Source organism: Streptomyces sp. NPDC016309 (assembly GCF_043077235.1).
Taxonomy (GTDB): domain Bacteria; phylum Actinomycetota; class Actinomycetes; order Streptomycetales; family Streptomycetaceae; genus Streptomyces.
In genome coordinates, this window is record NZ_JBIBSG010000002.1 from 254852 (window position 1) to 280350 (window position 25499).

The window sequence follows — 25499 nt, forward strand, 5'->3', positions numbered from 1 at the left end:
GGCCGGCCGGCGGCGGGAACCTCAGCCGGGGAACCGCCCCGTGGAGCGCAGCGCCCACCGCCGCTCCGCGTAGGCCAGGTCGTCGCGCCACAGCCGCCCGGCCGCGGTGCGCACGAGCGGGCGCAGCAGCGGCGCCGCCCGGCGCGCCACGGCGAACCCCGGCCGGTCCGAGGCCGCCACCACGGCTTCCACCACCGCCGTACGGGGGCGTCCCCGCGCGTCCGGCCCGAGCGGTGTCGCATGGGTCTCGACGACGGACCCCGCGCCCTCCCCCTCCGTGATGTGCATGACGACCGTACGCGGCTCGGGAGCGGTGAACACCGCCCGGACCGGCACGACCAGCCGCCCCGCCACCTTGAAGGAGACGTCGACGGTGAACCCGTCCGCCCCGCCTCCGCCCTCGTCCCCGCCCTCGCTGCCGTCCGGCGTGCCGACCACGGTGAGGTCGACGAACGAGTACGGGTGGAACCACGCCCCGTGCCACGGATCGAGCCGATTGGCCACGATGTCCTCCGGCTCGCACGTCCCGGTGGCGACGTGGACCGCCGACAGCGAGCGTGCCCCCTCGGGCCGCCGGGGGACGACGGGCGCGTCCAGCGGCGGCTCCCCGCCGGCCTCGTCCAGCCGCACCCACACCAGGACGCCGTCGTCGTGCACCGGCAGCGGCGCCCAGCCCGCGAACGGGGCGCCGTCCAGCGCGAGACCGTGCCAGTGGCACACCAGGGTGCCGCAGCGCACCGGGCTGTCCCGCAGCGGCGCCCCGAGGTGCGGGCACACGCCGGGGCCGCCCACCGGACGCCCGTCGGGGCCGCGCCACACCACCACCTCCCGCCCGGCCACGGTCGACGCCAGCGGACGGTCGCGGCGCAGGGCCAGGGACGCGCCCACCACGTACCAGTTGCCGGACGGCCGGGCCTGGGCCCGCTTCAGCGCCTCGGCGATCAGCGAGGGCCTGGCGTCCCGCCAGGTGGGCGGCTGACGGTCCCACGGGACCGGGCGGCGGCGCAGGGCGAGCGGGAGACGGGCGCCGCGGCGCGGCGGGCGGGGGCTCACGCGACCTCCTCGGCGACCGGCCGGCAGGGCGCCCCGGGCACGGCGCTGGACGGGGCGCCGCCCGGTGCGACGGGCCCGCCCCGCCCGCCGCCGCCCCGGGCGCGCAGGCGCGCGGCCACCACCCGCGCCAGCCCGTCGGCGGCCACCACCGCGCGGCGCCGGCGCGGCACCACGGCACGGCGGTGCAGCACCGTGTAGCCGTCCCGGGCGACGGCGTCCAGGATCCCCCCGTACAGCACCGTCGCCGTACGGATGCACGGCCGGGACACCGGGTCCAGCATGTCCAGCCCCGGCGCCGCCTCCCGGTACACCCCCCGGGTCAGCGCCTCGAACTCCCGCAGGGCCGCGGTGACACGTCGGTCACGGCGGCCGGTGTCCCGGCACCACCGCAACAGCTCCCGGCCGGCACCGTGCCCGGCGAGCAGGTCCGCCGGCAGGTACACCCGGCCGCGGTCGAGGTCCTCGCCCACGTCCCGCAGGAAGTTGCTGAGCTGGAACGCCACGCCCAGGGCGGCCGCGTGCGGCGCGGCCTCCTCGCGCGGGACCACGGTGCCCAGGACCGGCAGCATCTGGAGCCCGATCACCGCGGCCGAACCGTGCGTGTACCCGCGCAGGTCCGCGTAGGTGGGGTAGTCGGTCACCACCAGGTCGGCGCTCATCGAGGCCATGAAGTCGCGGAAGTGCGCGTGGTCGATGGCGTAGCGGCGCGCGGTGTCGGCGAGGGCCCACACCACCGGCTCGCGACCGTGCCCGTCCCGCAGCCCCCGGCGCAGGCTCCGGTCGAGCTCGGCGAGCGCCGCCGCCGTGCGCTCGGTGTCCGCGTCCGGCCCGGGCGCGTCGACGATGTCGTCGGCCCAGCGGGCGAAGCCGTACAGCGCGTGCACCGCCGGCCGGCGCTCCACCGGCAGCAGCCGGGTGGCCAGGAAGTAGGTCTTCCCGTGCCGCGCGTTGAGGGCGCGGCAGTGGCGGTACGCCGCCCGCAGCGCCGGATCGGAGATCCCCGCCGCGTCGAGTTCCCGGTCGGTCATACGGGGGTCTCCTTCGTGGTGGGCGGTGCCGGGGCGGCCGGTGCCGGGGCGGCCGGCGCGCCGCGGCGGGCGGCGGTACGGGGGCGGGCGGACGCGCGGCCCGGGACGCCGGTGATCCGGGCCGCGGCGAGCTTCCCCGACACCAGGACGGTCGGCACCCCCACGCCCGGGGTGGTGCCGCAGCCGGCGAGGACGGCGTTCCCGGTGCCCCGCACGAGGTTGCGGGGCCGGAACGGGCCGGTCTGGGCGAAGGTGTGGGCGGCCGAGAACGGCGTGCCCGCGGCGTGCCCGAGCGCCTGCCAGGTGGCAGGGGTGACCAGGCACTCCTCCTCGATGGCGGCCTCGAGACCGTCGAGACCGCGCCGCTGAAGTTCCCGCAGCAGCGAGTCCCGGTAGCGCGGGGCGAGATCGGTCCACGCGGCCGCCCCCGGCCCGATCGTCGTGTTGGGGCAGGGCGCCAGGACGTAGTGCAGGTGGCGGCCCGGGGGAGCGAGACCGGGGTCGGTCGCGGTGGGCCGGGTGATCAGCAGGGACGGGTCGCTCATCAGCCGCCCGCTGCGCGTCAGTTCGTCGAACGTACGGCTCCAGGCGTCGCCGAACCAGATCGTGTGGTGCGCCAGCTCCGGCCAGGTGCGGTCCGTCCCGGCGTGCAGGACGACCGCCGACGGCGAGTGCCGCAGCCGCAGCGGCCGCCGGGGGGCGCGGCCGAGGAGCCGGTAGACGACGGGCAGGTCCGGGGTGAGGACGACCGCGTCGCACGAGATGCGGTCCCGGTCGGTGACCACGGCCGTGACGCGCTCGCCCGACCGCTCCAGCCGGACCACCTCCTGCCCGAACCGCAGGTCGGCGCCCGCGTCCCCGGCGGCGTCCGCCATGGCCCGCGGCAGGGCGTGCATGCCGCCCCGGGGGAAGTACACCCCGGCCACCGTGTCCATGTAGGCGATCACGGCGTACGCGGCCAGCGCCCGGGCCGGCGGGACGCCCGCGTAGAGGGCCTGGAAGGAGAAGACCCGGCGGAGCCGCTCGTCCGACAGGAAGCGGCCGATGCGCGCGTCCAGCCGGCCGAAGCCGCCCAGCGCGGCGAGGCGGGCGAGGTCGGCGTTCAGCAGGTCCAGGGGCGAGTCGAAGTTGGCGTCGATGAACCGGCGCATCTGTGCCCGGTACAACCGCTCCAGCCAGGTGCGCAGCCGCCGGTAGCCCGCCGCCTCCCGGGGCCCGGCGAACCGTTCCACCTCGGCGGCCATCGCGTCGGCGGCGGTGTGCACGTCCAGCGTGCTGCCGTCCGCGAAACGCGCCTTGTACGCCGGGTGCAGCGGGATCAGGTCGACCCGCTCGCGCAGGCTGTCGCCGACCGCCGCGAACGCCTCGTCGGCCAGGTCGGGCATGGTCAGTACGGTCGGGCCGGTGTCCATCCGGTAGCCGCCCAGGTCGAGCCGCCCGGCCCGGCCGCCGGGCAGCGCGTCCCGCTCGACGACGGTGACCCGGCGTCCGGCGCCCAGCAGGTGCAGGGCCGCCGACAGCCCCGCGAGTCCGGCGCCCACGACCACCACGTGGTCGGTGCGGCCCGGCAGCGTGCGGGTCATCGGAGGACCTCCCCGGCGCCGGGGACGACCGCCAGCGGCTCCTGGCCCGTCGCGCAGGTCAGGACGGGGCCGGGGTGACCGGCCGGACCAGCGGATCCGGCGGACGCGGTGGACCCGGCGGGCCCGGCGGACCCCGTGGGCCCGGCGGACCCCGTGGACCCGGCGGACCCGGCGGTGGACGTGCCGCCGGCCGTCGCGGTCAGCAGCCGGCGGAGCCGGTACTCGCCTGCCGGGGCCAGGGCGGCGTCGTCGAGCCGGCGGAGACCACGGGTGACGAGCCGGTCGATCCGGGTCTCGACCGTGGCCCGGGCGCCCGTGCGGTCCAGGACGTCCCGGACCTCGTCCAGTTCCGCCCCGGTCAGCGCCGCGTTGCCGAGGGACCGTTCCAGCACGGCCAGCGCATGGTGGTCGGCCGACGCTTCGGCGCGGGCCCACGCGAGGGCGGTCAGGCAGGTGGGTTTCCCCTCCCGGATGTCCCCGCCGCACGGGCGGCCGGTCAGCCGCGGGTCGCCGAAGACGTCGTCCAGGTCGTCGCGGAGCTGGAAGGCCGTACCGACACAGCGGCCCGCCGATGCCAGCGCCCGCGCCGTGGCGTCGTCCGCGCCCGCCAGGGCGGCCCCCAGGGCGAGTGGCCGTTCCACCGAGTAGCGGGCGCTCTTGAGGCAGGCGGTGCGCAGCGCCCGCGCCAGGGAGCGCGACCGCGTCACCTGGCCCTGCACGTCCAGGTACTGACCGGCCACCATCTCCAGGCGTATGTCGCTCCACAGGCGCCGCACCGCGACCGCCGTCCCCGGGCCCAGGGGCGTCTCGGCCACCAGGTCGTCCGCCCAGGCCAGCGCCAGGTCACCGGCCAGGACCGCGGCCGCCTCCCCGAAACGTCCGGCACGGGCGGCGGGCGCGCGTCCCGCGTACTCGGCGGCCACGTCGGCGTGGAGCGCGGCGCGGCCGCGCCGCCGGACCGATCCGTCCATGACGTCGTCCTGTACCAGGGCGCAGGTCTGGAGGAGCTCCAGCGCCGCGCCGATCCGCAGCACCGCCGAGGCCGCCGCCCGGTCACCGCCGCCACAGGCACGCCAGGCCCACCAGACCAGCCGGGAACGGCCGCGTTTGCCGCCCGTCCGCGTGAAGCGCGCGACCCGCCCGGCCAGCTCCCGCGCGAACAGCGGGTCCACGGCCCGGGCACGGGCGACCCGCTCGTCCAGTACGCCGGCCAGGACCCGCCCGACGGCCGCGGGCACGTCGGCGTCGACGGCGCGCGGGTCCTCGGCCCCCGGCCGGAGCACGCCCGCCCCCTCCGGGAGCACGCCCGCCCCCGCCGGGAGCACGCCCGCCCCCGCCGGCAGGACGCCCGCCCCCGGGAGGCAGCCCGCCCCCGCCGCGCCCGAGGCCCCCGCCGCGCCCGCCCCGGCCGCCGCCCCGTCGCGTGGGGCACCTGTCGTTGCGCCATCCGGCCGCACCCGGACGGGGGTCACCGGCAGGGTGAGCGCACGGACGGCGGGTGGCGGCGCGGCCGCATGGTGTTCCCTCGCCTGAGTGGGACGCATCCAGGTTCCTCTCGTCGTGCTCGCTGATCGCTCCGTCACCGACGTTCTTCGGCGCGGGTGCCGGTCACGGATGCGCCGGGGGCCACAGCGCACGGGCCGGCGTCGCAGGTTGTCCCTTCCACGGTCCGCCGCCCCGGCGGCAGCCGCCCGTCACGAACGAGTGATGTGCATCCGTTCGGGCACCGGGACGGGAACATCAGCGAAGTGCGCCGACCGGCGCGGGAGGGAGGGAGCCGTCGTGCTCGACGCCGACGTGGCCGTCGTGGGGGCCGGAGCCGCCGGGCTGTCCCTCGCCCACCGCCTGGCCGGTCACGTCCCCGGCGCGCGGACGCCGTCGGTGGTCCTGGTGGACGCCCCGCCCGGCCCGCTGCGGCCGCCGCGCCGCACCTGGTGCTACTGGGGGCCCGGCGGCGGCCGCTTCGACGCCGCCGTGACGGCCGAATGGGAGCACCTGCGGGTGCGTCCGCCGGCCGGCGCCCCGGTGTGTGCCGGAATCGCCCCGCTGCGGTACCGGATGATCCGGTCCGACGACTTCGAGCGCCTGGTGGCACGGGACCTGGCGGCCAGCCCCAACGTGCGGCGCCTGGAGGCGACCGTCGACACGGTGGAGGACGTCCCCGGCGGCGCCCTCGTCCACCTGCGCGAGCCGGACGGCCCCACCCGGGCGTACGGCCCGTCCCCGGCGTACGACCTCTCCCGGCCCCACGGCCCGTCCCCGGCGAACGGCCCGTCCCCGGCGAACGGCCCCAGCCCGGCGCACGGCCCGTCCCGGGTGCTGCGCGTGCGCTGGGTGTTCGACTCCCGCCCCCTGGGCAGTCTGCCCGCCGCCCGCACCACCCTGCTCCAGCACTTCCACGGCTGGTTCGTCCGCACCGACCGGCCGGTCTTCGACCCCCGCACCGCGGACCTCATGGACTTCCGCACCCCGCAGCCCGCCGAGGGCCTCTCCTTCGGCTACGTCCTGCCCACCGGACCGCACGAAGCGCTCGTCGAGTACACCGAGTTCTCCCCCCGCCTCCTCACCGCCGACGGCTACGAGTCGGCGGTACGCGGATACGTCGACGACGTCCTGCGGCTCGGCGACCTCCGGGTGCTGGCGACCGAGACGGGGGTCATCCCCATGACGGACGCCCCCATGCCCCGCCAGGTCGGGGAGTCGGTGTTCCGCATCGGGGCGGCGGGCGGCGCCACCCGCCCCGCCACCGGCTACACCTTCGCCGGCCTGCAACGCCAGACCCGGGCCGTCGCCGGCGCCCTCCGCCGGGGGCGCCGGCCCGTACCGCCGCCCGCCCACTCCGCCCGCTCCCGCGCCATGGACGCCGTGCTGCTGCGCGCCCTGGACAGCGGCCGGGTCGACGGTCCCGCCCTGTTCTCCCACCTGTTCGCCCGGGTACCCGCGCGCCGGCTGCTGCGCTTCCTCGACGGAGGCACCCACCTGCACGAGGACCTCGCCGTCGGACTGCGCACGCCGGTCGGGCCGATGCTCCGTTCGGCGCTCGAACTGCCCCTCCTGCCCCGCCGCCCCTTCGACTGACCGGCCCGGACGCCCCGTACCCCCGCCCGCTCGCCCCCGGCCCCTGGAGACCGCATGACCCTGCTGCGCGACGAGGACCTCGCCGCCGCGTTCGACCACGCCTCCCGCAGTTACGACTCGCTGGTGGCCGCCAACCCCGGCTACCACGCGCACCTCCGGCGCTCGGTGCGCCGCCTCGGCCTGGCCGGCGGCCAGGGGCTCCCGGAGGACGGCGCCGGGCTGCGCCTGCTGGACCTCGGCTGCGGCACCGGCGCCTCCACCGCCGCGCTCCGCTCCGTCCTGCCCGGCGCGGACGTCACCGCCGTGGACGCCTCGGCCGGGATGCTGGAACGGGCCGCCGCCAAACCCTGGGCGGACGGGGTGTGCTTCGTGCACGCCCCCGCCGAACACCTGGCGGAGGCCGGGGTGACGGGACCGTTCGACGCCGTGTTCGCCGCGTACCTCTTCCGCAACGTCACCGACCCGGACGCCGTCCTCACCTCGGTACGCGGTCTGCTGGCCCCCGGCGGACGGCTCGGCGTGCACGAGTACGCCCTCAGCGGCCGCCGCGCCGACCGCGCGGTGTGGACCCTGGTGTGCCGGGGCCTCGTGCAGCCCGCGGCGACCGTCCTCGGGGACGGCGCCCTCTACCGCCACCTGTGGCGCAGCGTCGTGGAGTTCGACACCGCCGGCCGCTTCGCCCGCCGCGTCCGCGCCGCCGGGTTCGACCGGGTCCGCACCCTTCCCCTGCCGGGCTGGCAGACGGGCATCACCCACACCTTCGTCGCCCGCCGGGCGGACACCCTCCCCGGCCACCCGGACACCACGGCGGAGGCCGGGCGATGAGGGGCGTCCCGTACCGCCCCGACGGCACCCGTCACGGCCGGGACCGGCGGGCCCGCGTACTACCGGCGCCCCCCGGTGCCCGGCGCGCCGACCCCGCCCGCCGCCCCACCACCGCGGTCGTCGGGGGCGGCATCGCCGGCCTGGCCGCCGCCACCGCGCTGGCCGAGCGCGGCGTCGCCGTGACGCTGTACGAACGCCACCCCTACCTCGGCGGGCGCGTCGGCGGCTGGACCGTCCGGCTCCGGGACGGCACCACCGTGACCATGAGCCGGGGCTTCCACGCCTTCTTCCGCCAGTACTACAACCTGCGCGGGCTGCTGCGCCGCACCGACCCCGGACTCGACCGGCTCACCGGCCTGCCGGACTACCCGCTGCTGCACGGCGGCGGCATGCGGGACGGCTTCCGCCACGTCCCGCGCACCCCGCCGTGGAGCGCGCTCGGCTTCGTCGCGCTCAGCCCGTCCTTCGGCCTGCGCGACCTGCGCGCCATGGACCCGGTCGCGGCCCTGCCGCTGCTCGACGTACGCGTCCCCGAGGTGTACGACCGCCTCGACGGCACCAGCGCCCAGGACTTCCTCGACGCCGTCCGCTTCCCCGACAGCGCCCGCCACCTGGCGTTCGAGGTGTTCTCGCGCAGCTTCTTCGCCGACCCCCGCTTGCTTTCGGCGGCCGAGATGGCGCTGATGTTCCACATCTACTTCCTCGGCTCCGCGGAAGGCCTCCTGTTCGACGTCCCCGCCGCGCCCTTCCCGGCCGCCCTGTGGGACCCCCTGGCCGACCATCTGCGGCGGCACGGCGCCGACGTACGCACCGCCACGCCCGTCGAGCACATCGCGCCCACGGAGGACGGCGGCCACCGGGTCGTCACCGCCCGGGACGAGCGGCGCCACGACGGCGTCGTCCTGGCCCTGGACGTCGCCGGGCTGCGCTCCCTCGTCGCACGCTCGGACCTGCTGGGCGACGCCCCGTGGCGCGAGCGGGTCGCACGGCTGCGCAACGCCCCGCCGTTCCTGGTCAGCCGGCTGTGGCTGGACCGGCCCGTGGCGCCGGGCCGGCCCGGGTTCCTGGGCACCAGCGGCTTCGAGAACCTCGACAACATCAGCGTCCTGGACCGCTGGGAGGACGAGGCCGCCCGCTGGGCCGCCCGCACCGGAGGGTCCGTCGTGGAGCTGCACGCCTACGCGGTGGCACCGGAGGCGCCCCGCGACGTCGAGGAGAAGCGCCTCGCCGCCCAACTGCACCGCGTCTACCCGGAGACACGTACCGCCACGGTCGTCGACGCCCGCCACGAGTGGCGCGACGACTGCCCCCTGTTCCCGGTGGGCGGCTACCGCGACCGGCCCACCGTCCGCACCCCGCACCCCGGCCTGGTGGTGGCGGGCGACCTGGTCCGTACCGACCTGCCCGTGGCGCTGATGGAACGCGCGGCGACCACCGGGTTCCTCGCCGCCAACGCCCTGCTGGAGCAGTGGGGCGTCCAAGGGCAGACGCTGTGGACGGTGCCCGGCCGCGGACGCAGCGCCCTGCTGCGGGGGCTGGCGAAGTGGGGGACCGGATGAGCGGCCCCCGCGGGCGCCGGCGCCCCCGGGAGTGCATCCGCCCGTACGGGCCACCCGGAAGACGAACGGCAATGAGGTGCGCCGCGGCGCACCACCGCCGTCCCCGCGCCCGCGGCGGACGGCACGGACGTGGCAGTGGAAGAGGTGGGTCATCGTGTCCGCTCCCCGGGGCGCAACGGACGTACTGGTCGTCGGAGCCGGCGCCGCCGGCCTCGCCTGCGCCCGCGACCTGCTCGCCGAGGGCGTCGGCGTACGGGTCCTGGAGGCCTCCGACGCGCCCGGTGGCCGCATGCGCTCCGACCGCGTCGACGGGTTCGTCGTGGACCGGGGGTTCCAGGTCTTCAACACGTCCTACCCCCAGGTCCGGCGGCGCCTCACCCTCCGCGACCTGAGGCTGCGGCCCTTCACCCCCGGCGTGCTCATCCACACCGGGTCCGGCCGGCTGCGCTTCACCGACCCCACCCGGCGGCCCGGTACCCTGCCCGACCTGCTGCCGGGCCGCCTCGCGGGCCCCCGCGACCTGGCCGCCCTGGGCGTGCTGTCGGCCAGGGACGCGCTGCTCCCGCCGCGGCTGCTCAAGAGGTCGCCCGACACCACCACCCGGACCGCCCTCGCCGCCGCCGGGGTCTCGGACGCGCTCGTCGAGCGGTTCTTCCGGCCGTTCCTGTCCGGGGTGTTCCTGGAGGACGAACTGGAGACCTCCGGGCGGGTGTTCCACCTGGTGTGGCGGAGCATGCTGCGCGGCACCCTGTGCCTGCCCATGGAGGGCATCGGCGCCGTCCCGCGCGCCCTGGCGGCCGCCCTGCCGGCCGGAACGGTACGCCTGGAGGCGCCCGTGGAGCGGCTGACCGAGGACGGCGTGCTCACGGCGGACGGCGAGGACGTGCCCGCCCGTGCCGTGGTGGTCGCGACCGGCCCCGCGACGGTCGCCGCCCTGCTGCCGGACGTGGAACTCCCCGCCTACCGGGTCGTGACCACCTACTACCACGTCGCCCCCCGCTCCCCGGCCGGTGAACCCACCCTGCTGGTGGACACCCGGCGCCGGTTCCTCAACACCTGTGTGCTCAGCGACGTGGCGCGCGCCTTCGCCCCGCCCGGACACGCGCTGGTCGCCACCTCGGTGCTGGGCGAGGACACCCGGGGCCGGGAACGCGAGGTGCGCGCGGCGCTCGACGAGGCGTACGACACCGGCACCGGCTCCTGGGACCTGCTCACGGTCCGGACCGTCCAGGACGCGCTGCCCGCCATGCCACCGCCGCAGCCGCTCAGCCGCACCACCCGCGTGGCGCCGGGCCGGTACGTGTGCGGGGACCACCGGGCCACCGGGTCGGTGCAGGGCGCCCTGGCCTCAGGGGCGCGCGCGGCCCGCGAGGTGCTCCACGACCTGGGACGGTGACGCCCGCCCCCCGCCCCGTGCCGCCCCGGCCGCCGCCCCAGGGGGCCGGGGGCGCCGGCGCCGGGTGGCCCGCAGCGTCAGCTCCGCCATGGACACCTGCCGCCGGGACGCTCCGGTCCGCCGGCCGGCGGGCTCACCGCACCTCGCCCTGGAGGAACTCGGTGAGCGCCTTGCCCGGACGGAAGGAGGTCGTGCCGCCGTCGCCGTGAAAGCTGCCGAAGCTGCCGAGGACGACCGTCTCACCGTTCCGCAGCGCCCGGGCGATCGCACCCGGGTGCTCCACGGTGCCGAAGAGCGCGTCGACGATCCGTTCGACGTCCTCCCGGGGGAGCCCGGCCCCGTCGCCGTGCCCGCCCGCCCCGGCGGCGGTCGTCTCGATGAGCTGCGCCTTGTCCATGAGCCGTACCCGTTTCCCGTGAGGTCGGAAAGACCGAAGAACCTGAAGCACCCGAAGAGCCCGGAGAACCCGGAGAACCCCGGAGATCCGGAGAACCCGGAGATCCGGAGATTCCGGAGACCAGCATCACGGCCGCCCGCCGCCCCCGCACGTCGGAGCCACCGGGCTTGCCGCCCCGCGCCCCCCGGACCGCCCCGCGCCCCCCCCGGACCGCCCCACGCCTCTCGGACCGCCCCGCGCCCCCCGGGCCGGGCGCGGCCCCCGTCCTCACGCCCCCTTGCGGAAGCGTTCGCTCAACTGTCTGCCCACCGCCGGGGTGACGCGCCCGGCCGGCAGGTCCACCCCGAGCCGCAGCGCGAGGTCGGCCGCGTACAGGTCGACGGCCGACTCGGTCAGGTCCGCCAGCCCGGCCGCCGCCTCACGGCCGCGCCGCCACCCGGCCAGCACCAGCGCCGTGCCCGCCAGGGCCGCCGGCCACCACTGGACGGCCAGGCACAGGTAGAGCAGCCCCCAGCCGCCGAGCGTCGCCGCCTCGGCCATCGCCCCGCGGGCGGCGACCAGATCGGCACGGCACGGTTCGGGCAGCAGCGTCCACAACCGGGGCCAGGCGTACGGGAAGTCCAGCCCGTACTGGCCGTGGACCCGGACCCCCACGCCCCGCAGCCGGTCGCCGATCCACGTCGGCCTGGCCGGCCGGGTGAGCGCGATGGCGTTGCGGGCCTCCGCGAGGGCGGCCCGGTCCGCGGCGGCCGCCCGCCCGAAGGCCACGACGGCACGGTCCCACCGGCCCTGCCGGCGGCGGACGAGCCGGCCGGTCAGCCACCCGGGCCCGGACGCCAGCCACATCCGCTCGACCGCCGTGCCGAGCCCCCGCGCCACGAGCCCCGCCACCGCGGCCGCCGCCAGGAACGCCAGGGACAGCAGCACGGCCGACACCGGACGGCGGTCGTAGTGCGCGGCGAACCCCTCGACCGCCCGCACCAGCAGCCGCGGGTCGAGGGCGTGGCGGTGGCCCAGCACGGCACCCGCGGCGGCGACGGCCGCGAACAGCGCGCCCGGCAGGAGCAGCAGGCCCACCCAGCGTTCGGCGAGCTTCTTCCCCAGCTCGGCCAGGAAGGCGTTCATCCGAAGGACAACGGCTCGTCGAACACCGCGCACTCCGGCAGCGGGCCACCCGGCTCGCGGGCCTCCACCCGCGAACAGCGCCCGCCCGGACACGAGTAGGACCCGGCCGGGGGCGCCACCGCGTCCTGACCGGGCACCGGGGCGTACCCCCGTGACCGCAGCGGCAGCCCCAGCCGTCCGCAGACCCGCTCCACCACCTCCGTCACCGGCACCGTGCCGGCGCGCAACTCCGCCAGCGACCGGGCCAGTTCGGCCGACCAGCCCTCCGCGCGGGCCTGCTCGCGCAGCTCCGGCAGATCACCGCAGAGCCACCCGAGGCCGTCCGCGTCCACGGCCGTGCTTTCCACCCGTTCCCCTTCCCCCCGGCGTCGCACGGAATAGTCTCATCGTTCGTAGCCGTGAGTCAGGTACAGGGCGGCATCACGCACGGCCGCACGGGGGCTGGGGGGCGGGATGAACACGGAAGACCTCACGTTCGCCATGGAGGACCGGCTCGACGCCTTCTCCACCGGCGGTGACCCGGCGCTGCTCCGGGAGCCGGAGGCACGGCTGCTGGCCGACCGGCTCCACCACGCGGTGGACTGGTTCGCCCCGCGCACCGGACCGGCCGACACCGCCCGGGCGTTCAACGTCGCGGTGCTGCTGGCGACCTTCCACTGGTACCGCTTCCAGCAGGACGGGACGCGCGCCGACGCCGAGCGCGCCGCCCTCTTCTTCAAGCTGGTGCACCCCGTGGCCGCGCACTGCGTCCCCGCCGTGCTGCTGGAGGCGTTCGCGGGGCAGGGCGGCCGGCCGGGCGGCGCGCTCACCGCGACCGAGGCCGCCGCGTACACCGCCCTCGCCGTCAACCTCCTGAAGGACGCGGAGGCGAACGGCGACCCGCGCCTGCTCGACGACGCCGTCGAACTGTGCCTGTTCGCCGCCCGCGCCCACCCGGAGCAGGACCTGGTGCAGGCCGAGGCCCTCGTCACACTCGGGAACGTCCTCACCCGCCGCTACGAGTACACCGGCGATCCGGACTCGCTCACCCGGGCCTGCACGGTGACCGTCAAGGGCGGGCAGCGGATCCCCGAGGGGCACCCCTACCGCCTCACGCTGTGCTCGGGCCTCGGCCACACCGCGATCCGCGTGTACGAACGCGGCGGCGACCCCGGCACGCTCGACCTGGCGATCCGGGCCCTGCGCGAAGCGGCGTACGAAGCGCCCCGCGACCACCCGCACCGCGCCGCCTTCCTCACCAACCTCGCCTCGGCACTGAGCCGCCACTACGCCCACACCGGCCGCACCGAGGCCCTCGACGAGGCGCTGGAGGCACAGTTCGAGGCCGCCAGGACCACCCCCCGTGACCACCCCGACCTGCCGAGCCGGCTGGTCAACCTGGCCGCCGCCCTCGAAAGCCACCCCGGCCCCCTGCCCGGGCGCACCGACGGGGACGACCTGGTGGTCACCCTGCTCCGGGACGCGCTCTCCCTCCTCACCGAGGGCCACCCCGACCGGCCCGGTTGCCTGTACCTCCTCGCGGGCGCGCTCCTGGCGCGGTTCACCCGCACCCGTGACCCGCGCGACCTCCTCGACGCCGTCGAGGCGGCCCGTACGGCGGTCGGCACGGTCCCCGCCGGGGACCACCGGCGGCCGAGGACGCTGAGGGGCCTCGCCCGTTCCTTACGGGAGTACGCCGGCCACTTCGCGGCCCCCGACGCGCTCGCCGAGGCCATCGGCGCACTCCGGGAGGCGGAGGCGCTCCTGCCCGCCGACCACCCCGAGCGCACCGAGACCCTGAGCGCGCTCGGCTTCGCCCTGGCGGAGCGCCACACGGCCACCGGCGACCCGGCCGACCGCGAACGGGCGGTCCACCACCTCCGCGAGGCGTCCTCCGTACCCTCCGCCCCGGCCCGGGCCCGCGCCCGCGCGGCCGCCGGCGCGGGCCACCTCGCCGCCGACGCGGGGGACTTCACCACCGCCCTCGGCTCCTTCGCCCTCGCCCTCGAACAGCTTGAGCTGACCGTCTGGCGCGGCCTGGAGCGCGACGACCGGGAACGCCTGATCGCGGAGTACCCGGGACTCGTCCCGCACGCCGCCGCCGTCGCCGTACGCGCCGGAAAGCCGGAACGCGCGGTGGAACTCCTCGAACAGGGCCGGGGCATCCTCCTCGCGCAGTCCCTGGAGAACCGCACCGAGCACACCGGGCCCCGCGCCGTGGCCCCGGAACTCGCCGACAGCCTCCGCCGGGTCCTCGACGAACTGGACCGGCTGCCCGAGGCCCCCCACGCCACGGCCGCCGGGGACGCGCGGGGACGCCGCCACGTCAACGAGCGGCGCGTGGCCCTGGCACGGCGGCGGGAGGAACTGCTCGCCGCGATCCGCGCCCTGCCCGGGCTCTCCGGCTTCCTGCGCGCCCCGTCCTTCGCCACACTGCGCGCCGCCGCCGACGACGGCCCGGTCGTCCTGCTCGTCCCCAGCCGGTACGGGTGCAGCGCCCTGCTCCTGACCGGCGAGGGCGTCCGCGCCCTCCCCCTGGACGTCGACGACAGCGCCCTCGGCGCACGGGTCCTCGCCCTCACCGGCGCCCTGGGCGCGGGCGGCTCGCCCCTCACGGCCCGGCGGGTGCTCGTGGAGACCCTGTCCTGGCTGTGGGACACGGTCGCCGGACCGGTACTGGCGGCGCTCGGCCACACCGGGCGGATCGCCCCGGACGCCCGGGGGCCCCGCCTGTGGTGGTGCCCCACCGGCCTGTTCACCCTGCTCCCCGTGCACGCGGCGGGCCGCCCCCTCCCCGCCGGCGACGGGACGCCCCGCCACACCGACACCGTGCCGGACCGGGTCGTGTCCTCCTACGCCCCGACCCTGCGGGCCCTGCTGCACGCCCGCGAGCGGCACGGCCGGCCGGCCCCGGCGGCGCACGCCCGCGGCCTCATCGTGGCCATGCCCGCGACCCCCGGCCGGCCCGACCTCCCCGCGGCCGGCGAGGAGGCCCGCGCCCTGCGTCGACGGCACCCCGACGCCGAGTTCGTCACCGGGCCCGCCGCCACCGCGCCCGCCGTACTGGACGCCCTGACCCGCTGCTCCTGGGCCCACTTCGCCTGCCACGGGGCACAGGACCTGGCCCGCCCGTCCCGGGGCGCGCTCTTCCTGCATGATGGTCCGCTGTCGCTGCGGGACATCGCCGGACTGCGGCGCACCGGGGCCGGGTTCGCGTTCCTGTCCGCCTGCGAGACCCACCGCGGCGGCATCGTCCTCGCCGACGAGGCGATCACCTTCGCCACCGCGCTCCAGCTCGCCGGCTTCCGTGACGTGGTCGGCACCCTGTGGTCCATCGACGACGCCTTCGCGGCGACGGTCGCCGGCCTGGTCCACGACCGCCTCGCCGGGCCGCCCAGGACGGACCCGGCCGCCGCCCTCCACACGGCGCTGCGCACCGTACGGGAGCGGCGGCCGGAAGCCGTGCTGAGCTGGGCGCCGTACGTTCACGTCGGCCCGTGAACGTCCGCGCCCCCGGCCTCAGATGGTCATGGACTCCTGGAGCCAGCGGCTGATCCGGTACGGCACCCACCAGGCGAGCGGACCGACGTCCAGCACCAGCTTCTCGCTCCGGAAGTCGTCGAGGACGGCGGCCGGGACGGAAGCGGCGGGCGCTCCGTACGCGAGACGCTCGATGGTCCGCTCGTACTCCGGTTCGTCGGCGGTGAAGCGGCGCAGCTCCCCCCAGCGGCGGTCCCGGATCTGCACGAAGCCGGGCCCCTTCCGCCACAGGCACTTGCACAGGTAGTGGCCTCGCCGCCAGGCGCGCAGGGCCTCGTCGCAGCCGTCGGGCCCCGCGAGGGTCCGGGGCGGCTGGAGGTGGCTGAGGACCTGCCAGGCGCCGGCCGGCTCCGCCGGGTCGAGGACGAGGTCCCACTCGACGAGGACGGCCCGCGCGGTGAGGTCCCGCACCAGGCTCAGGGCGGCCACCGTGCCGGCGGCCCGCCCGGGACCGGCGTCCCCCCTCAGGTCGACGGCACCGGGCAGCCGCACGCGCCGGGCGCCGAGCTGCCAGAGCCGTTCGCTCTCGCCCTCCAGCGTCCCGGGGAGGGCCAGTTCGCCGAGGAACATCCCGGGCAGCTCGCAGGCGTCGGGGTCGTAGTCCCGCCAGGCGAGGACGGCGGGCGGGCTCAGGGTGGTGCTCATCGGGCGTGCTCCTCCTCGGGTCGGACGCGGTGGGCCGCGGAGGTGCCCGCGCGGGCGCGGTCCTCCGGCACGGTCATACGCGGACGGGTTCGGCGGACGCGGCCGGAGCGGCGGGCCCGTCGGGTTCGGCGGGTGCGGCCTCGGCCGCGTACGCGTGACGCATGAAGTCCAGTCGCAGCAGGTCCTCGTTGACGGCGGCCGGGGCGACGTGGACGTACTGCCCGCCGTCGGTGAAGACCAGCCCGAGGGCGACCCAGGAGTCGAGGAGCCGCTGGACACCGTCCTCGTCACGGGCGGCCCCGGGCGCCTTGCGCGCGGCCTTCCTGGCGAGGGCGGCGGGAGTGTGCGGCTGGTCGAGGAGGCGGAAGACGGCCTGCTCGAACGGGTCGGTGAGCTCCATGGTCCGCCAGCCGAAGGCCCGCCGGCGGGAGACCAGCACGATCCGGTCGCCCAGGTCGTCGTGGGTGAGCCGGGCGTCCGCGTGGTGCTTCTTCCAGGCCGCCAGCGCGTCGTTGAGCGCGGTGACGGTCGGCTCGCCGATGCCGCGGGCCGGTGCCTCGAAGACGTACGCCAGGTCGTACAGCTCCGGCTCCGGCAGGTCGTAGGTGAAGCGGTAGTGCTCCTCCGGCCGCAGCCCGGTGAAGCCGAGCTCGGGGCGCTCGAAGTACGGGCTGAAGCGTTCGATGGCGATCCGCGCGGACAGGTCGACCGGCGGGTCGAGGTGCTCCAGGGCCGGGATCTGGGCGATCACCGGTTCGTAGTCCCGGGCGGTCTCGCCGGGGAAGCCGTGGAGGTAGTTCCAGGCGACGGACAGTCCGGTCTCGGCGCCGTCGCGGAGCATCCGGACGTTCTGGCAGCCGCTGACGCCCTTGTCCATCAGGTCCAGCACCCGGTGGTTGAGCGACTCGATCCCGGGCTGGACGTAGATCATGCCCGCCTCGGCGAGCGTCCGGAGCTGTGGCCGGCGCATGTTGGCCTTGATCTCGATGTGCAGCCGCAGGTCGTACTCGCTCTCGATGATCCTGGGCAGCACGGTCGTCAGGTAGCCCATGTCCAGGATGTTGTCGACGACGTACATGTCCAGGACCCGGTGGCGGCGGGCCAGTTCGATGATCTCGTCGTAGAACGTGTCCGGGCTCTTGGACCGGAACTCCATGAACGACCCGTTGAGGCCGCAGAAGGTGCAGTGGTGCTTCTCGCCCCACCAGCAGCCGCGGGCGCCCTCGACGACCAGTTTGGGTTCGACCCAGTTGCGGGCGACGGAGGCGGCCAGGCGCTCGAAGTAGCCGCTGTAGTCGGGCGGCAGGATCGCGGCGGGCGGCAGCGGCCGGGTCGCCATCGGGTTGGCCTCGCTCTCCCCGCCGGGGCCGCGGTGGCACAGGCCCGGCACCCCGGAGAGGTCCGACCCGTCGGCGAGGGCGGTGAGCAACTGCGGGAAGGCCGCCTCGCCCTCACCGCGTACGACGTGGTCCACGAACGGGAAGTTGCGGTGCACGGCGGCCCCCTGCGCCCCGTCGCAGTTGGCCCCGCCCATGACGGTGACGATGTGCGGGGCGAGCTGCTTGACCCGCCGCGCGGCGGCGAGCGCCGCGGTGTTCTGCTGGAACGTGGAGGTGAACCCGACCACGTCGGGGGAGTGGTCCACGATCCGCCGCGCGATCTCGTCGACGAACTCCGGCACCACCCGGTGCAGCGCCCGGGTCATCTCCATGCGCGACTTCTTGAGCTTCCCGCGCATCACGGCGGTGAACTCCTCGTCGCGCCAGTGCGGGTCGTCGTGGAGCGCGGAGGAGAACACCCAGTCGCCGCAGCCCATGAAGTAGGACGACAGGGCGTAGTACTCGTAGTCGTCACCGGTGAACCCGGTGCGCGCGGTGATCCAGTCGGTGAACTCGAGATTGGCGTGCAGGACCTCGGCCTCGGCGCCGGGCACGCGCTCGTCCACGCTCCGTTTGAGGATTCCCAGCGCGAGGGACGGAAGGTCGATGGGCGACCAGGGCATGTTGACCAGCAGGACACGCATGTCGGCTCCTCGGGGATGGGGGACCGGCCGGCCCGGCGGTGCACCACCGGGCCGGCCGGCGGCGGTCAGTCCTCTTCCGCGTCCTCGGCGTTGCGGAACGGGACGGTGACGGTGATGCCGACGCTCGGCTTGCGGTTCTCCTCGTCACCCGCGAGCGGGTCGTTGTGGATGATGTCCTTCTGCATGGGACCTTCTCCTCTCCGTGGTGCGTTCGGCGGTGCGGTGCTCCCCGCTCCGGGCGGAGCGGGGCGTCTGGGGGCGGCGGACGGGGCCGCGCAGTTCCCGGTCGAGGAAGACCACGGCGCGGCGCAGCACGGTGACGTGGTCGCCGCCGTCGTAGCCGTCGTGGCCGGAGTCGAGCCACAGGGACTCGTACGGGACCCCGGCGGCGCGCAGCGCGGCGAGGTAGCCGCGTACCTGGCCGGGCGGGCATTTGGCGTCATGGGTGGCGGCGGCCACCAGCACTGGGTCGCGCACCGAGGCGGCGTAGTGGATGGGCGAGCTGCGCGCGTACCGGTCGGGCACCTCGTCGGGCGTGCCGCCGAAGAGCCGTTCGTCCAGGGCGCGCAGGGCGGGGGTGGTGGTGCGGTGGGCGGCCACGCAGTCGGCGACCGGCTTGACCGCGACCCCGGCCCGCCAGAGGCCGGGGCGGGTGCCGAGGGCGAGCAGGACCAGGTAGCCGCCCCAGGAGGTGCCCCACAGCCCCACCGCGTCGGCGCGGACCAGCCGCCGGGCCACCAGGTCGGCCCGGACGGACGCCAGGTCCGCGACCTGGGCGAGGCCGACACCCCGGTCGGCCCGGTCGGCGCGGCCGTTGGGGCCGGGGTCGTCGGCCGTCCCGCCGAAGGCGCGCCGCCAGCGGGGCCCGTAGCCGGTGGAGCCGCGGTAGTTGACGCGGGCGACGGCGAAGCCGGAGGCGACCAGGGAGTGGACCACGCCGTCGTAGGCGTCGCGGTCGTGGTCGGCGGGACCGCCGTGCACCAGGAACACCGCCGGGGCCGGACCGCGCGGCGCGTCGGGCAGGCTGAGCAGGGTGTGCACGGGCCCGTCCGGGCCGGGCGTCCACACGTCCCGGTGGGTGCCGGGCACCCGGTCGGCGACGGTCGGCAGCGGAGGTAGGGGGGTGCCCAGCGACGAACGCAGCCGGGGCGGCTCGCCGGTGGACGTCCAGAGGCAGTGGAGGTCGCCGCCGGGCCGGGTGGCGGCGTCCAGCAGGGTGCCGGGCGGGGTGGGGACGGCGGTGACGGTCCGTGCGGTGAGGTCGGCGCGGTGCAGGGTGGAGCGGCCGTGGCGGTCCTGCCGTACGAGGACGCGGTGGCCGCCGGCGTCCCAGCGGGCGGTGATCTCGGTGTCGAAGGCGCACCATTCGTGGGTGGTCAGCCCGCGGTCGGGCCGCCAGGTGGCCAGGACGTAGCGGTCCTCGTACTCGCGGACGAGGAGGAGCTCCTCGGCGTCGCCGGCGGGGGCGAAGCCCAGGGACCACAGCCTCCCGGTGTCGCCGCCGCCCGGCAGGACCGCGACCACGGCGCCCTCGCCGGTGAGGACGGTGACGGCGCCCGCGCCGGCCAGGGCCAGCAGCCGGCCGCCGGGCGTGATGCCGGTGAGGGTCGCGTGACCGGCGGCGCGGGTCACCGTCCGGGCGGCGCCGCCGCGCGGGCCGACGTGGACGGTGGTGGCGTGGCCGTCGCCGAGCGCCACCGCCACGGTGGCGTGGTCGCTCACCGCGAGGCCCCGGGGCCGGCCGGGCGGGACGCCGGTGAGGCCGGGCCGGTCGGGGCCGCCCGTGAAGGGCTGGAACCGCCAGAGCCCCGACCCCCGGGCGTCCTCGTCGAACCACCACACGTACGCGTCCCGGTCGATGGCACCGTGCAGGGTCCCCCGGGGGCGCCGGGTGACCTGCCGGGCGCGGCGGGCGGCGGCGTCCCAGGTGAACACCTCGCAACGGCCCTCGGCGTCGGCGGTGAACACCATCTTGGCCGGGTCGGCGGCGCACACCTCGGGCAGGGCGGCCCGGTACACCTGGTAGCCGCCGCTCACCGGACGGCCTCCGCGGCCAGGGCGCCGCGCACCGGGCGCCGGGAGGTGTGGGCCGCGAGGACGGCGAGCGTCACCCCGCAGGCCAGGGCGGGCGCGGTGGTGGAGACCCGCTCCGCGAGCGCCCCGGCCAGGACGGGGGCCAGGGCCGCGGCGCCGGTGGTCGCGGTGGCGAGGACCGCGCCCGTACGGGCCTGGAGCGCGGGGGCGGTGGCCCCGATCGCCCGGGCCTGGAGGATGACGGAGGCGAGCGGCATCAGCAGGCACACCAGCCCGAACAGCGCCCCGTACGCCCACGCGCCCACGACGGTGGCGAGCGCGGCGGTGAGCGGGACGAGCAGCCAGGTCACGCCGGCCACCACCCGAGGGGCGCCGAAACGTTTCGCCACCCTGGGCGCGGCCAGCGCCCCGGCCAGGCCGGCGGCGCCCGAAGCGGCGAGGACCGCGCCGAGCACGGCGCCGCCGTGGCCGCCGCGCTGGAGCGTGAAGACGGCCCCGTAGTAGAGCGCCACCACCACGAGGTTGACCGTCGCGCTCCACACCAGCACCAGCCGCAGCAGCGGTGACGAGCGCACCAGCCGCCACCCGGCCGCCGCCTCCCGCACCGGCCCCTCGCCCCGCTCGCGCGGTGCCGGCGCGGTGAGGTCCGCGCGCATGGCCCGTACGCACAGGGCGCCGACGACGTAGGAGAGGGCGTCGGCCAGGAACGGCAGGGCGCGGGCGGCCTGGTAGAGGACGCCGCCGAGCGCGGGCCCGACGATCAGAGCACCCTGGTCGGCCGCGGTGAGCCGGGCGATCGCCCGGGGCTGCTCGGGCCCCGGGCAGACCAGGGCCACCGTCCCGCGCGCCGCCGCCTCGAAGCAGGCGGTCGCGAACCGCTCGACCAGCACGGCGGCGAGGACCAGTCCCAGCGGCGGCTCGCCGGCGGTCAGGGCGACGGCCACGCCGCCCATCGCCAGGGCGGACACGGTCGCGGACCCGAGCATCACGCGCTTGCGCGCGCCCCGGTCGACGGGCACGGCGACGAGGGGGCCGAGCAGGAGGCCCAGGGCGGTGGAGACGCCTGCGACCAGGCCGACGGCCTGGGGGGAGTGGCCCAGTCCGAGCAGCAGGAGCGGAAGGGCCGCACCGGAGGCCTGGCTGCCGATGCCGTCGGCGGCGTTGGCCCACCAGAAGAGCCGTAAGTCGCGCGATCCCGCCCGGTGGTGGGACGGTCGTGCGGTTGACGCGGGCCGTTCCACGCAGCACCTCACCGATTTGGCGAAACCGTGCAGAAAGTGTGTGGGAAGCGAAACGAGCGGGAGCTTAATCACGCTCGAACAAGCGCCACAAGAGCCCGTCGTGGGTGGCCGAATTCCTTCAACGGGGCGCCCTCCGGGGCGTGGTGGGAGGAGAGGGCAAGTGAAGGGAGATCATTCCGCCGGCGGTGCGGACACCCCGTGCTCCCTCCAGGCATGACGCGTGTCCGCGCGCCCGCCGTCGCCGCCGCCGGGCGGCGGACGGGCGGCCGCGTCCGGCGATCGGCTCCTGCCCCACCGGGCCGGGCCGCGCGGCGCTTTCGGCCGAGAATGTTCGCTGACGCCGGTCCCGCTCCCCGGCCGTCCGGCCCCCGCACGCCGCCGCCGGCCGTACCGACCCCCCCATTCGGGTCATTGCGGTGCCGGGACGGAGCCCCGACATTGGTGAGGGACGGTGCGGCCGGTCCGTACCGCGGACCACGGGGGGCTCGTGATGGACAGGTATCGGCAGACAGCGGGGATGTGTCGCGGAAGCGGCGTCCGCCCGGAGGGCGGGGCCGGGCGGTCCGGCGGGTCCCCCGGGACCCGCCCCAGGTCCGTGACGCCCGCACGGCGGCGCCTGGCGGCGGTCACGGCGGCCCTCGCCGCGGCCTGTGCCCTGGGAGTGCTGACGGCCCCGCCGGCCGCCGCCGAGGTCAAGTCCACGTGCGGCAGGTACATCTGCGTGGCCACGGCCTACCAGGGGCGCGACTACGTCCAGGACATCACCGTGACGACGAGGGACGGACTGCCCGGGACGCTGCGCGCCTTCGTGGGCGACTTCCGCGACAGCAAGGCCGGTGTGTCGCGGTGGCGGTTCGTCGTCAACCGCGAGATCAGGGCCTATCCGCGCTTGGCCGTCTGCGGCGGCCTGGACCGCAGCGGCAGGTTCATCGAGAACCACTGCGTCATGATCCCCTGACCTCCCGCGCCGGGGCTCCGGGCCCGGTGCGTCCCGGTGCGGGCGGGGCGCCGGGGGCGTCCGCCTCTCCGGGTAACGGGTTTGGGGTACCTGCGGCGCGGGCAGGAGCATGGGCCGCCTACGATGACCGCCCATGAGCATGAGCGAGAGCGGCAGACCCCTGGTCGACGCACGGTTCGAACTGGTCTCCCGCTTGGGCAGCGGCGGTATGGGCACGGTCTGGCGGGCGCGTGATGTCGCCCTGGACCGGGAGGTGGCGCTCAAAGAGGTCCGGCCGCCCGACCCGGCCGTCGAGGAGGCCAACCCCGGCCTCGCCGCGCAGATGCGCGAGCGTGCCGTCCGTGAGGCCCGGGCGCTCGCCCGGCTGTCGAACCCGCACGTCGTGACGATCCACCACATCGTGGAACCGGCCGACGGCTCGCACCCCTGGATCGTCATGGAGCTCGTCGAGGGCCGGTCCGTGTACGACCGGCTCCTCGAGGGCCCCATGCCCGTGCCCGAGGTCGTCCGGCTCGGCCTGGAGGTCCTGTCCGCGCTGCGCGCCGCGCACTCCGCGGGCATCCACCACCGCGACGTCAAGCCCGCGAACGTGCTGCTGCGTCCCGACGGGGGCGCCGTGCTCACCGACTTCGGCATCGCCGCGCTCTCCGAGGCGACGTCCCGCCTCACCTCGACCGGCGACCTCATCGGCTCGCCGGAGTTCATCGCGCCCGAGCGCGTGCGCGGGGAGGAGGGCAACCCGGCCTCCGACCTGTGGTCGCTGGGCATGCTGCTGTACGTGGCGGCCGAGGGCCACCACCCGTTCCGCCGGGCGACCAGCCTCGCGACCGTCGTCGCCGTCCTGGACGACCCGCTCCCGCCGCCGGTCAGGTCGGGTGCGCTCACGCCCGTACTGGAGCGGCTGCTGGTCCGCGACCCCGCGCGACGCCCCGACGGCGCGGGACTGGAGCTGCTGCTGCGCGAGGCGGCGGGCCGCGCGGGCACGGCGGCACCGGCGGACGCCGCGCCGGAGGACTCCCGCCCGGCTGACCGGCCCGCGGGCCCCGCCCACCCGCACGCCCCGTTCCCCCCGGCCGGCCCGCCCACCGCTCCCGGCCACGCCCCGCACCCGGGCGCCGACCCGGGGCCGTACGGGCCGTACCCCGGGTACGCGGGGCCGGGGGCCCACCACCCCACCGGGACGCCGCACGGCACCCCGCCGCACGGGACGTTCGGACCGCCCGTGGCGCCCACCCGCCGGCCGGCGGGCCGCCGCGCGGCCGTCGTGTCCCTCGCCGCCGCCGCGACCGCCACCGTCGTGGTCGCCGCCGCCCTGAACTGGCCGCTGGGCAAGGACGCCGCGGACGAGGGCAAGAGCCCCACGCCGTCGTCCAGTTCCGCCCGGCGCACGCCGGTGGCCGACACCGGGGGCACCACGCCCGGCACGGGAACGCCCGCCGGCACCGGCACCGGCAACGGCTCGGGCACCGGCGGCGCCCGGACCACCGGCACGCTGCTGACCCCCGCGAACGTCCGCACCGTCCTCGCCGCGTTCCGCGAGGCGAGCGGCAACCAGCAGGTCAAGGAGGTGACGGTGTACGAGAACTACGCGATGGCCGACATCCCCACCAAGCCGGGCGCCAAGACGTACGACAGCTACCGGTACAGCGACGGCATCGCGACGCGGACCGGACCGGGCGGCACCATCGACCCCGACTCCCCGGACGACCAGACCTTCGACCCGGCGGCCGTGGCGTGGGACACCCTGCCCGCGCTCATCCGGCGCGGGGAGAAGGAGCTCAACGTGGAGAACCCGAACCTGCGTTACCTCGTCCTCCACCGGTGGACGTTCAACGCCGACCAGCCGACGCTGCACTTCTACCTCACCAACGAGTACATGGCGAGCGGCTACCTGGCCACCGACGTGCGCGGCAAGGTCGTGTCCTCCCACCCGGCGTCCTGAGCCGCCCGGGCCGCCGTACCGGTCGTCACAGCCACCCGTTGCGTTGGGCGTGCAGCGCCATCTGGAAGCGGTTCGCGGCGCCCAGCCGGGCCATCAGGACCTGTAGGCGGCGGTAGAGCGTGCGGCGGCCGATCCCCAGCTCGCGGGCGATGACGTCGTCGCCCGCGCCGCCCGCGAGGAGCCACAGCAGACGGCGGTCGTCCGGCGGCAGCCCGCCGGGGCGGGTGGTGCGGCCGTGGAAGGGCAGGGCGTTCTGCCAGGACTGCTCGAACAGCGCGGTGAGCGCGGAGAGCAGTCCGCACGGCTGCACCACCAGCATCGTGTTGTGCACGTCCGCCTCCCTGATCGACAACGACACGAGCGCGTACGCGTCGTCGATGATCACCAGCTTGACCGGCACCGACGGCAGCACCCTCGCCTGCTCGCCGGCGGCGACGCACGGCTCGATGACCTCCTTCAGATGGCCCGGGTGCTCCAGTGACTCCCGCGAGTACACGACGCGCTGGGTCACCCCACGGGCGAGGGTGGCCAGGGCGTCGTCCGTGGCGCCCGGCAGGGGGAAGTACGGCGGTGACTCGAACTGCCGGATCTGCTCGCGCGCGCTCGCCCACGCCTGCCGGATCCGCGGGCCCACGGCCTCCCCGGTGACCACCTCGACGAGACCGTCGTTGTACGCGGCCAGCCGCTGCCGCCGGAACGACTCGAAGGCGCCGCCGACGGCGATGCGCGACTCCTCGATCTCGGTCGCCCGGTGCCGGGCGAGGACCTCCAGGCCGGCGGCCGGCGGCACCGGGGCCACCATGTCCCCGCCCTCCTCGGCGGCGCTGGCCAGACCGGCGTCGACCAGAGTCCCGTACGCCGTGGCCAGTTCGGCCTCGCCCAGCCCGGTCGCGGCGGCGATGGCACGCAGCGGAGCGGGAGCCAGCTCCAGCAGCGCCAGGTACACCCGGGCGGCTGCCCCGTCGATGCCCAGGAGCCGCAGGGCCTCCCCGAGTTTCGCGTTCCTCATGCCCCGCATTATCGACGCCCCGGCGCGGCCCGTGGCCGATCCGTGCCAGTGGCACGATCCGGCCCCGGGGGCGTCCCGGGCACG

At 76.7% G+C, this 25499-nt stretch carries 19 protein-coding genes; 7 read left to right on the plus strand and 12 right to left on the minus strand.

Annotation, left to right across the window (positions count from 1 at the left end; all coding sequences use genetic code 11):
- Window positions 1–21: 21 nt before the first annotated feature.
- The 4 genes from ACF068_RS05755 to ACF068_RS05770 are packed head-to-tail and all read right to left on the minus strand — an operon-like array spanning window position 22 to window position 5208.
- Window positions 22–1053, minus strand: coding sequence for a DUF5914 domain-containing protein (locus tag ACF068_RS05755; protein ID WP_392272889.1), 1032 nt, complete (start codon window positions 1051–1053; stop codon window positions 22–24).
- Entirely contained in the window at window positions 1050–2081 is a 1032-nt protein-coding gene (locus tag ACF068_RS05760; RefSeq protein ID WP_392272890.1) for a phytoene/squalene synthase family protein, read from the minus strand. Before ACF068_RS05760 ends, ACF068_RS05755 begins: the two co-directional genes overlap by 4 nt.
- On the minus strand, window positions 2078–3664 hold the full coding sequence (crtI, locus tag ACF068_RS05765; protein WP_392272891.1) for a phytoene desaturase family protein: 1587 nt from the start codon (window positions 3662–3664) through the stop codon (window positions 2078–2080). Before crtI ends, ACF068_RS05760 begins: the two co-directional genes overlap by 4 nt.
- Window positions 3661–5208 (minus strand): polyprenyl synthetase family protein, encoded by a 1548-nt coding sequence (locus ACF068_RS05770; RefSeq protein WP_392272892.1) that lies wholly within the window; start codon window positions 5206–5208, stop codon window positions 3661–3663. The genes crtI and ACF068_RS05770 overlap by 4 nt, the downstream gene beginning before the upstream one ends.
- A 238-nt stretch (window positions 5209–5446) precedes the next feature.
- On the opposite strand from ACF068_RS05770, the gene ACF068_RS05775 reads away from it, so the two are divergent.
- From ACF068_RS05775 to ACF068_RS05790, 4 genes are all read left to right on the plus strand, one after another.
- Entirely contained in the window at window positions 5447–6742 is a 1296-nt protein-coding gene (locus ACF068_RS05775; RefSeq protein ID WP_392272893.1) for a lycopene cyclase family protein, read from the plus strand.
- A 54-nt stretch (window positions 6743–6796) separates the two neighbouring features.
- Window positions 6797–7567 carry a methyltransferase domain-containing protein gene (locus ACF068_RS05780; RefSeq protein ID WP_392272894.1) on the plus strand — a complete coding sequence of 257 codons (771 nt, stop codon included), beginning with the start codon at window positions 6797–6799 and terminating at the stop codon, window positions 7565–7567.
- The gene (locus ACF068_RS05785; RefSeq protein ID WP_392272895.1) at window positions 7564–9126 is read left to right on the plus strand and encodes an FAD-dependent oxidoreductase; all 1563 of its coding nucleotides are present in this window, start codon (window positions 7564–7566) and stop codon (window positions 9124–9126) included. The genes ACF068_RS05780 and ACF068_RS05785 overlap by 4 nt, the downstream gene beginning before the upstream one ends.
- Window positions 9127–9277: 151 nt before the next feature.
- Window positions 9278–10522, plus strand: coding sequence for an NAD(P)/FAD-dependent oxidoreductase (locus tag ACF068_RS05790; RefSeq protein ID WP_392273269.1), 1245 nt, complete (start codon window positions 9278–9280; stop codon window positions 10520–10522).
- Between the two features lie 133 nt (window positions 10523–10655).
- Here ACF068_RS05790 and ACF068_RS05795 read toward each other — a convergent pair whose 3' ends face one another.
- The 3 genes from ACF068_RS05795 to ACF068_RS05805 form a co-directional block, all read right to left on the minus strand.
- Complete coding sequence (locus ACF068_RS05795; RefSeq protein ID WP_392272896.1) at window positions 10656–10919, minus strand: HU family DNA-binding protein; 264 nt, start codon at window positions 10917–10919, stop codon at window positions 10656–10658.
- A gap of 267 nt (window positions 10920–11186) precedes the next feature.
- The gene (locus ACF068_RS05800) at window positions 11187–12044 is read right to left on the minus strand and encodes a hypothetical protein (protein ID WP_392272897.1); all 858 of its coding nucleotides are present in this window, start codon (window positions 12042–12044) and stop codon (window positions 11187–11189) included.
- A complete protein-coding gene (locus ACF068_RS05805; protein ID WP_392272898.1) occupies window positions 12041–12391 on the minus strand; it encodes a hypothetical protein in 351 nt (116 codons plus the stop codon). Before ACF068_RS05805 ends, ACF068_RS05800 begins: the two co-directional genes overlap by 4 nt.
- Before the next feature lie 106 nt (window positions 12392–12497).
- Here ACF068_RS05805 and ACF068_RS05810 point away from each other — a divergent pair, with 106 nt between their 5' ends.
- The gene (locus ACF068_RS05810) at window positions 12498–15524 is read left to right on the plus strand and encodes a CHAT domain-containing protein (RefSeq protein WP_392272899.1); all 3027 of its coding nucleotides are present in this window, start codon (window positions 12498–12500) and stop codon (window positions 15522–15524) included.
- Between the two features lie 18 nt (window positions 15525–15542).
- Here the strand turns inward: ACF068_RS05810 and ACF068_RS05815 are convergent, their stop codons facing one another.
- The 4 genes from ACF068_RS05815 to ACF068_RS05830 form a co-directional block, all read right to left on the minus strand.
- Window positions 15543–16208, minus strand: coding sequence for a DUF5825 family protein (locus ACF068_RS05815; RefSeq protein WP_392272900.1), 666 nt, complete (start codon window positions 16206–16208; stop codon window positions 15543–15545).
- Window positions 16209–16281: 73 nt separating this feature from the next.
- Entirely contained in the window at window positions 16282–18231 is a 1950-nt protein-coding gene (locus ACF068_RS05820; protein ID WP_392272901.1) for a RiPP maturation radical SAM C-methyltransferase, read from the minus strand.
- A 144-nt stretch (window positions 18232–18375) separates the two neighbouring features.
- Window positions 18376–20202, minus strand: coding sequence for an alpha/beta hydrolase family protein (locus tag ACF068_RS05825; RefSeq protein ID WP_392273270.1), 1827 nt, complete (start codon window positions 20200–20202; stop codon window positions 18376–18378).
- 62 nt (window positions 20203–20264) lie between these two features.
- Window positions 20265–21506 carry an MFS transporter gene (locus ACF068_RS05830; RefSeq protein ID WP_392272902.1) on the minus strand — a complete coding sequence of 414 codons (1242 nt, stop codon included), beginning with the start codon at window positions 21504–21506 and terminating at the stop codon, window positions 20265–20267.
- A gap of 595 nt (window positions 21507–22101) precedes the next feature.
- On the opposite strand from ACF068_RS05830, the gene ACF068_RS05835 reads away from it, so the two are divergent.
- Entirely contained in the window at window positions 22102–22464 is a 363-nt protein-coding gene (locus ACF068_RS05835) for a hypothetical protein (protein WP_392272903.1), read from the plus strand.
- Window positions 22465–22597: 133 nt separating this feature from the next.
- Window positions 22598–24406: a serine/threonine-protein kinase gene (locus ACF068_RS05840; protein WP_392272904.1), complete on the plus strand. Its 1809-nt coding sequence runs from the start codon at window positions 22598–22600 to the stop codon at window positions 24404–24406.
- A 25-nt stretch (window positions 24407–24431) separates the two neighbouring features.
- Here ACF068_RS05840 and ACF068_RS05845 read toward each other — a convergent pair whose 3' ends face one another.
- Window positions 24432–25415, minus strand: a complete 984-nt coding sequence (locus ACF068_RS05845) for a LuxR family transcriptional regulator (RefSeq protein ID WP_392272905.1) — start codon at window positions 25413–25415, stop codon at window positions 24432–24434.
- Between the last annotated feature and the right edge of the window lie 84 nt (window positions 25416–25499).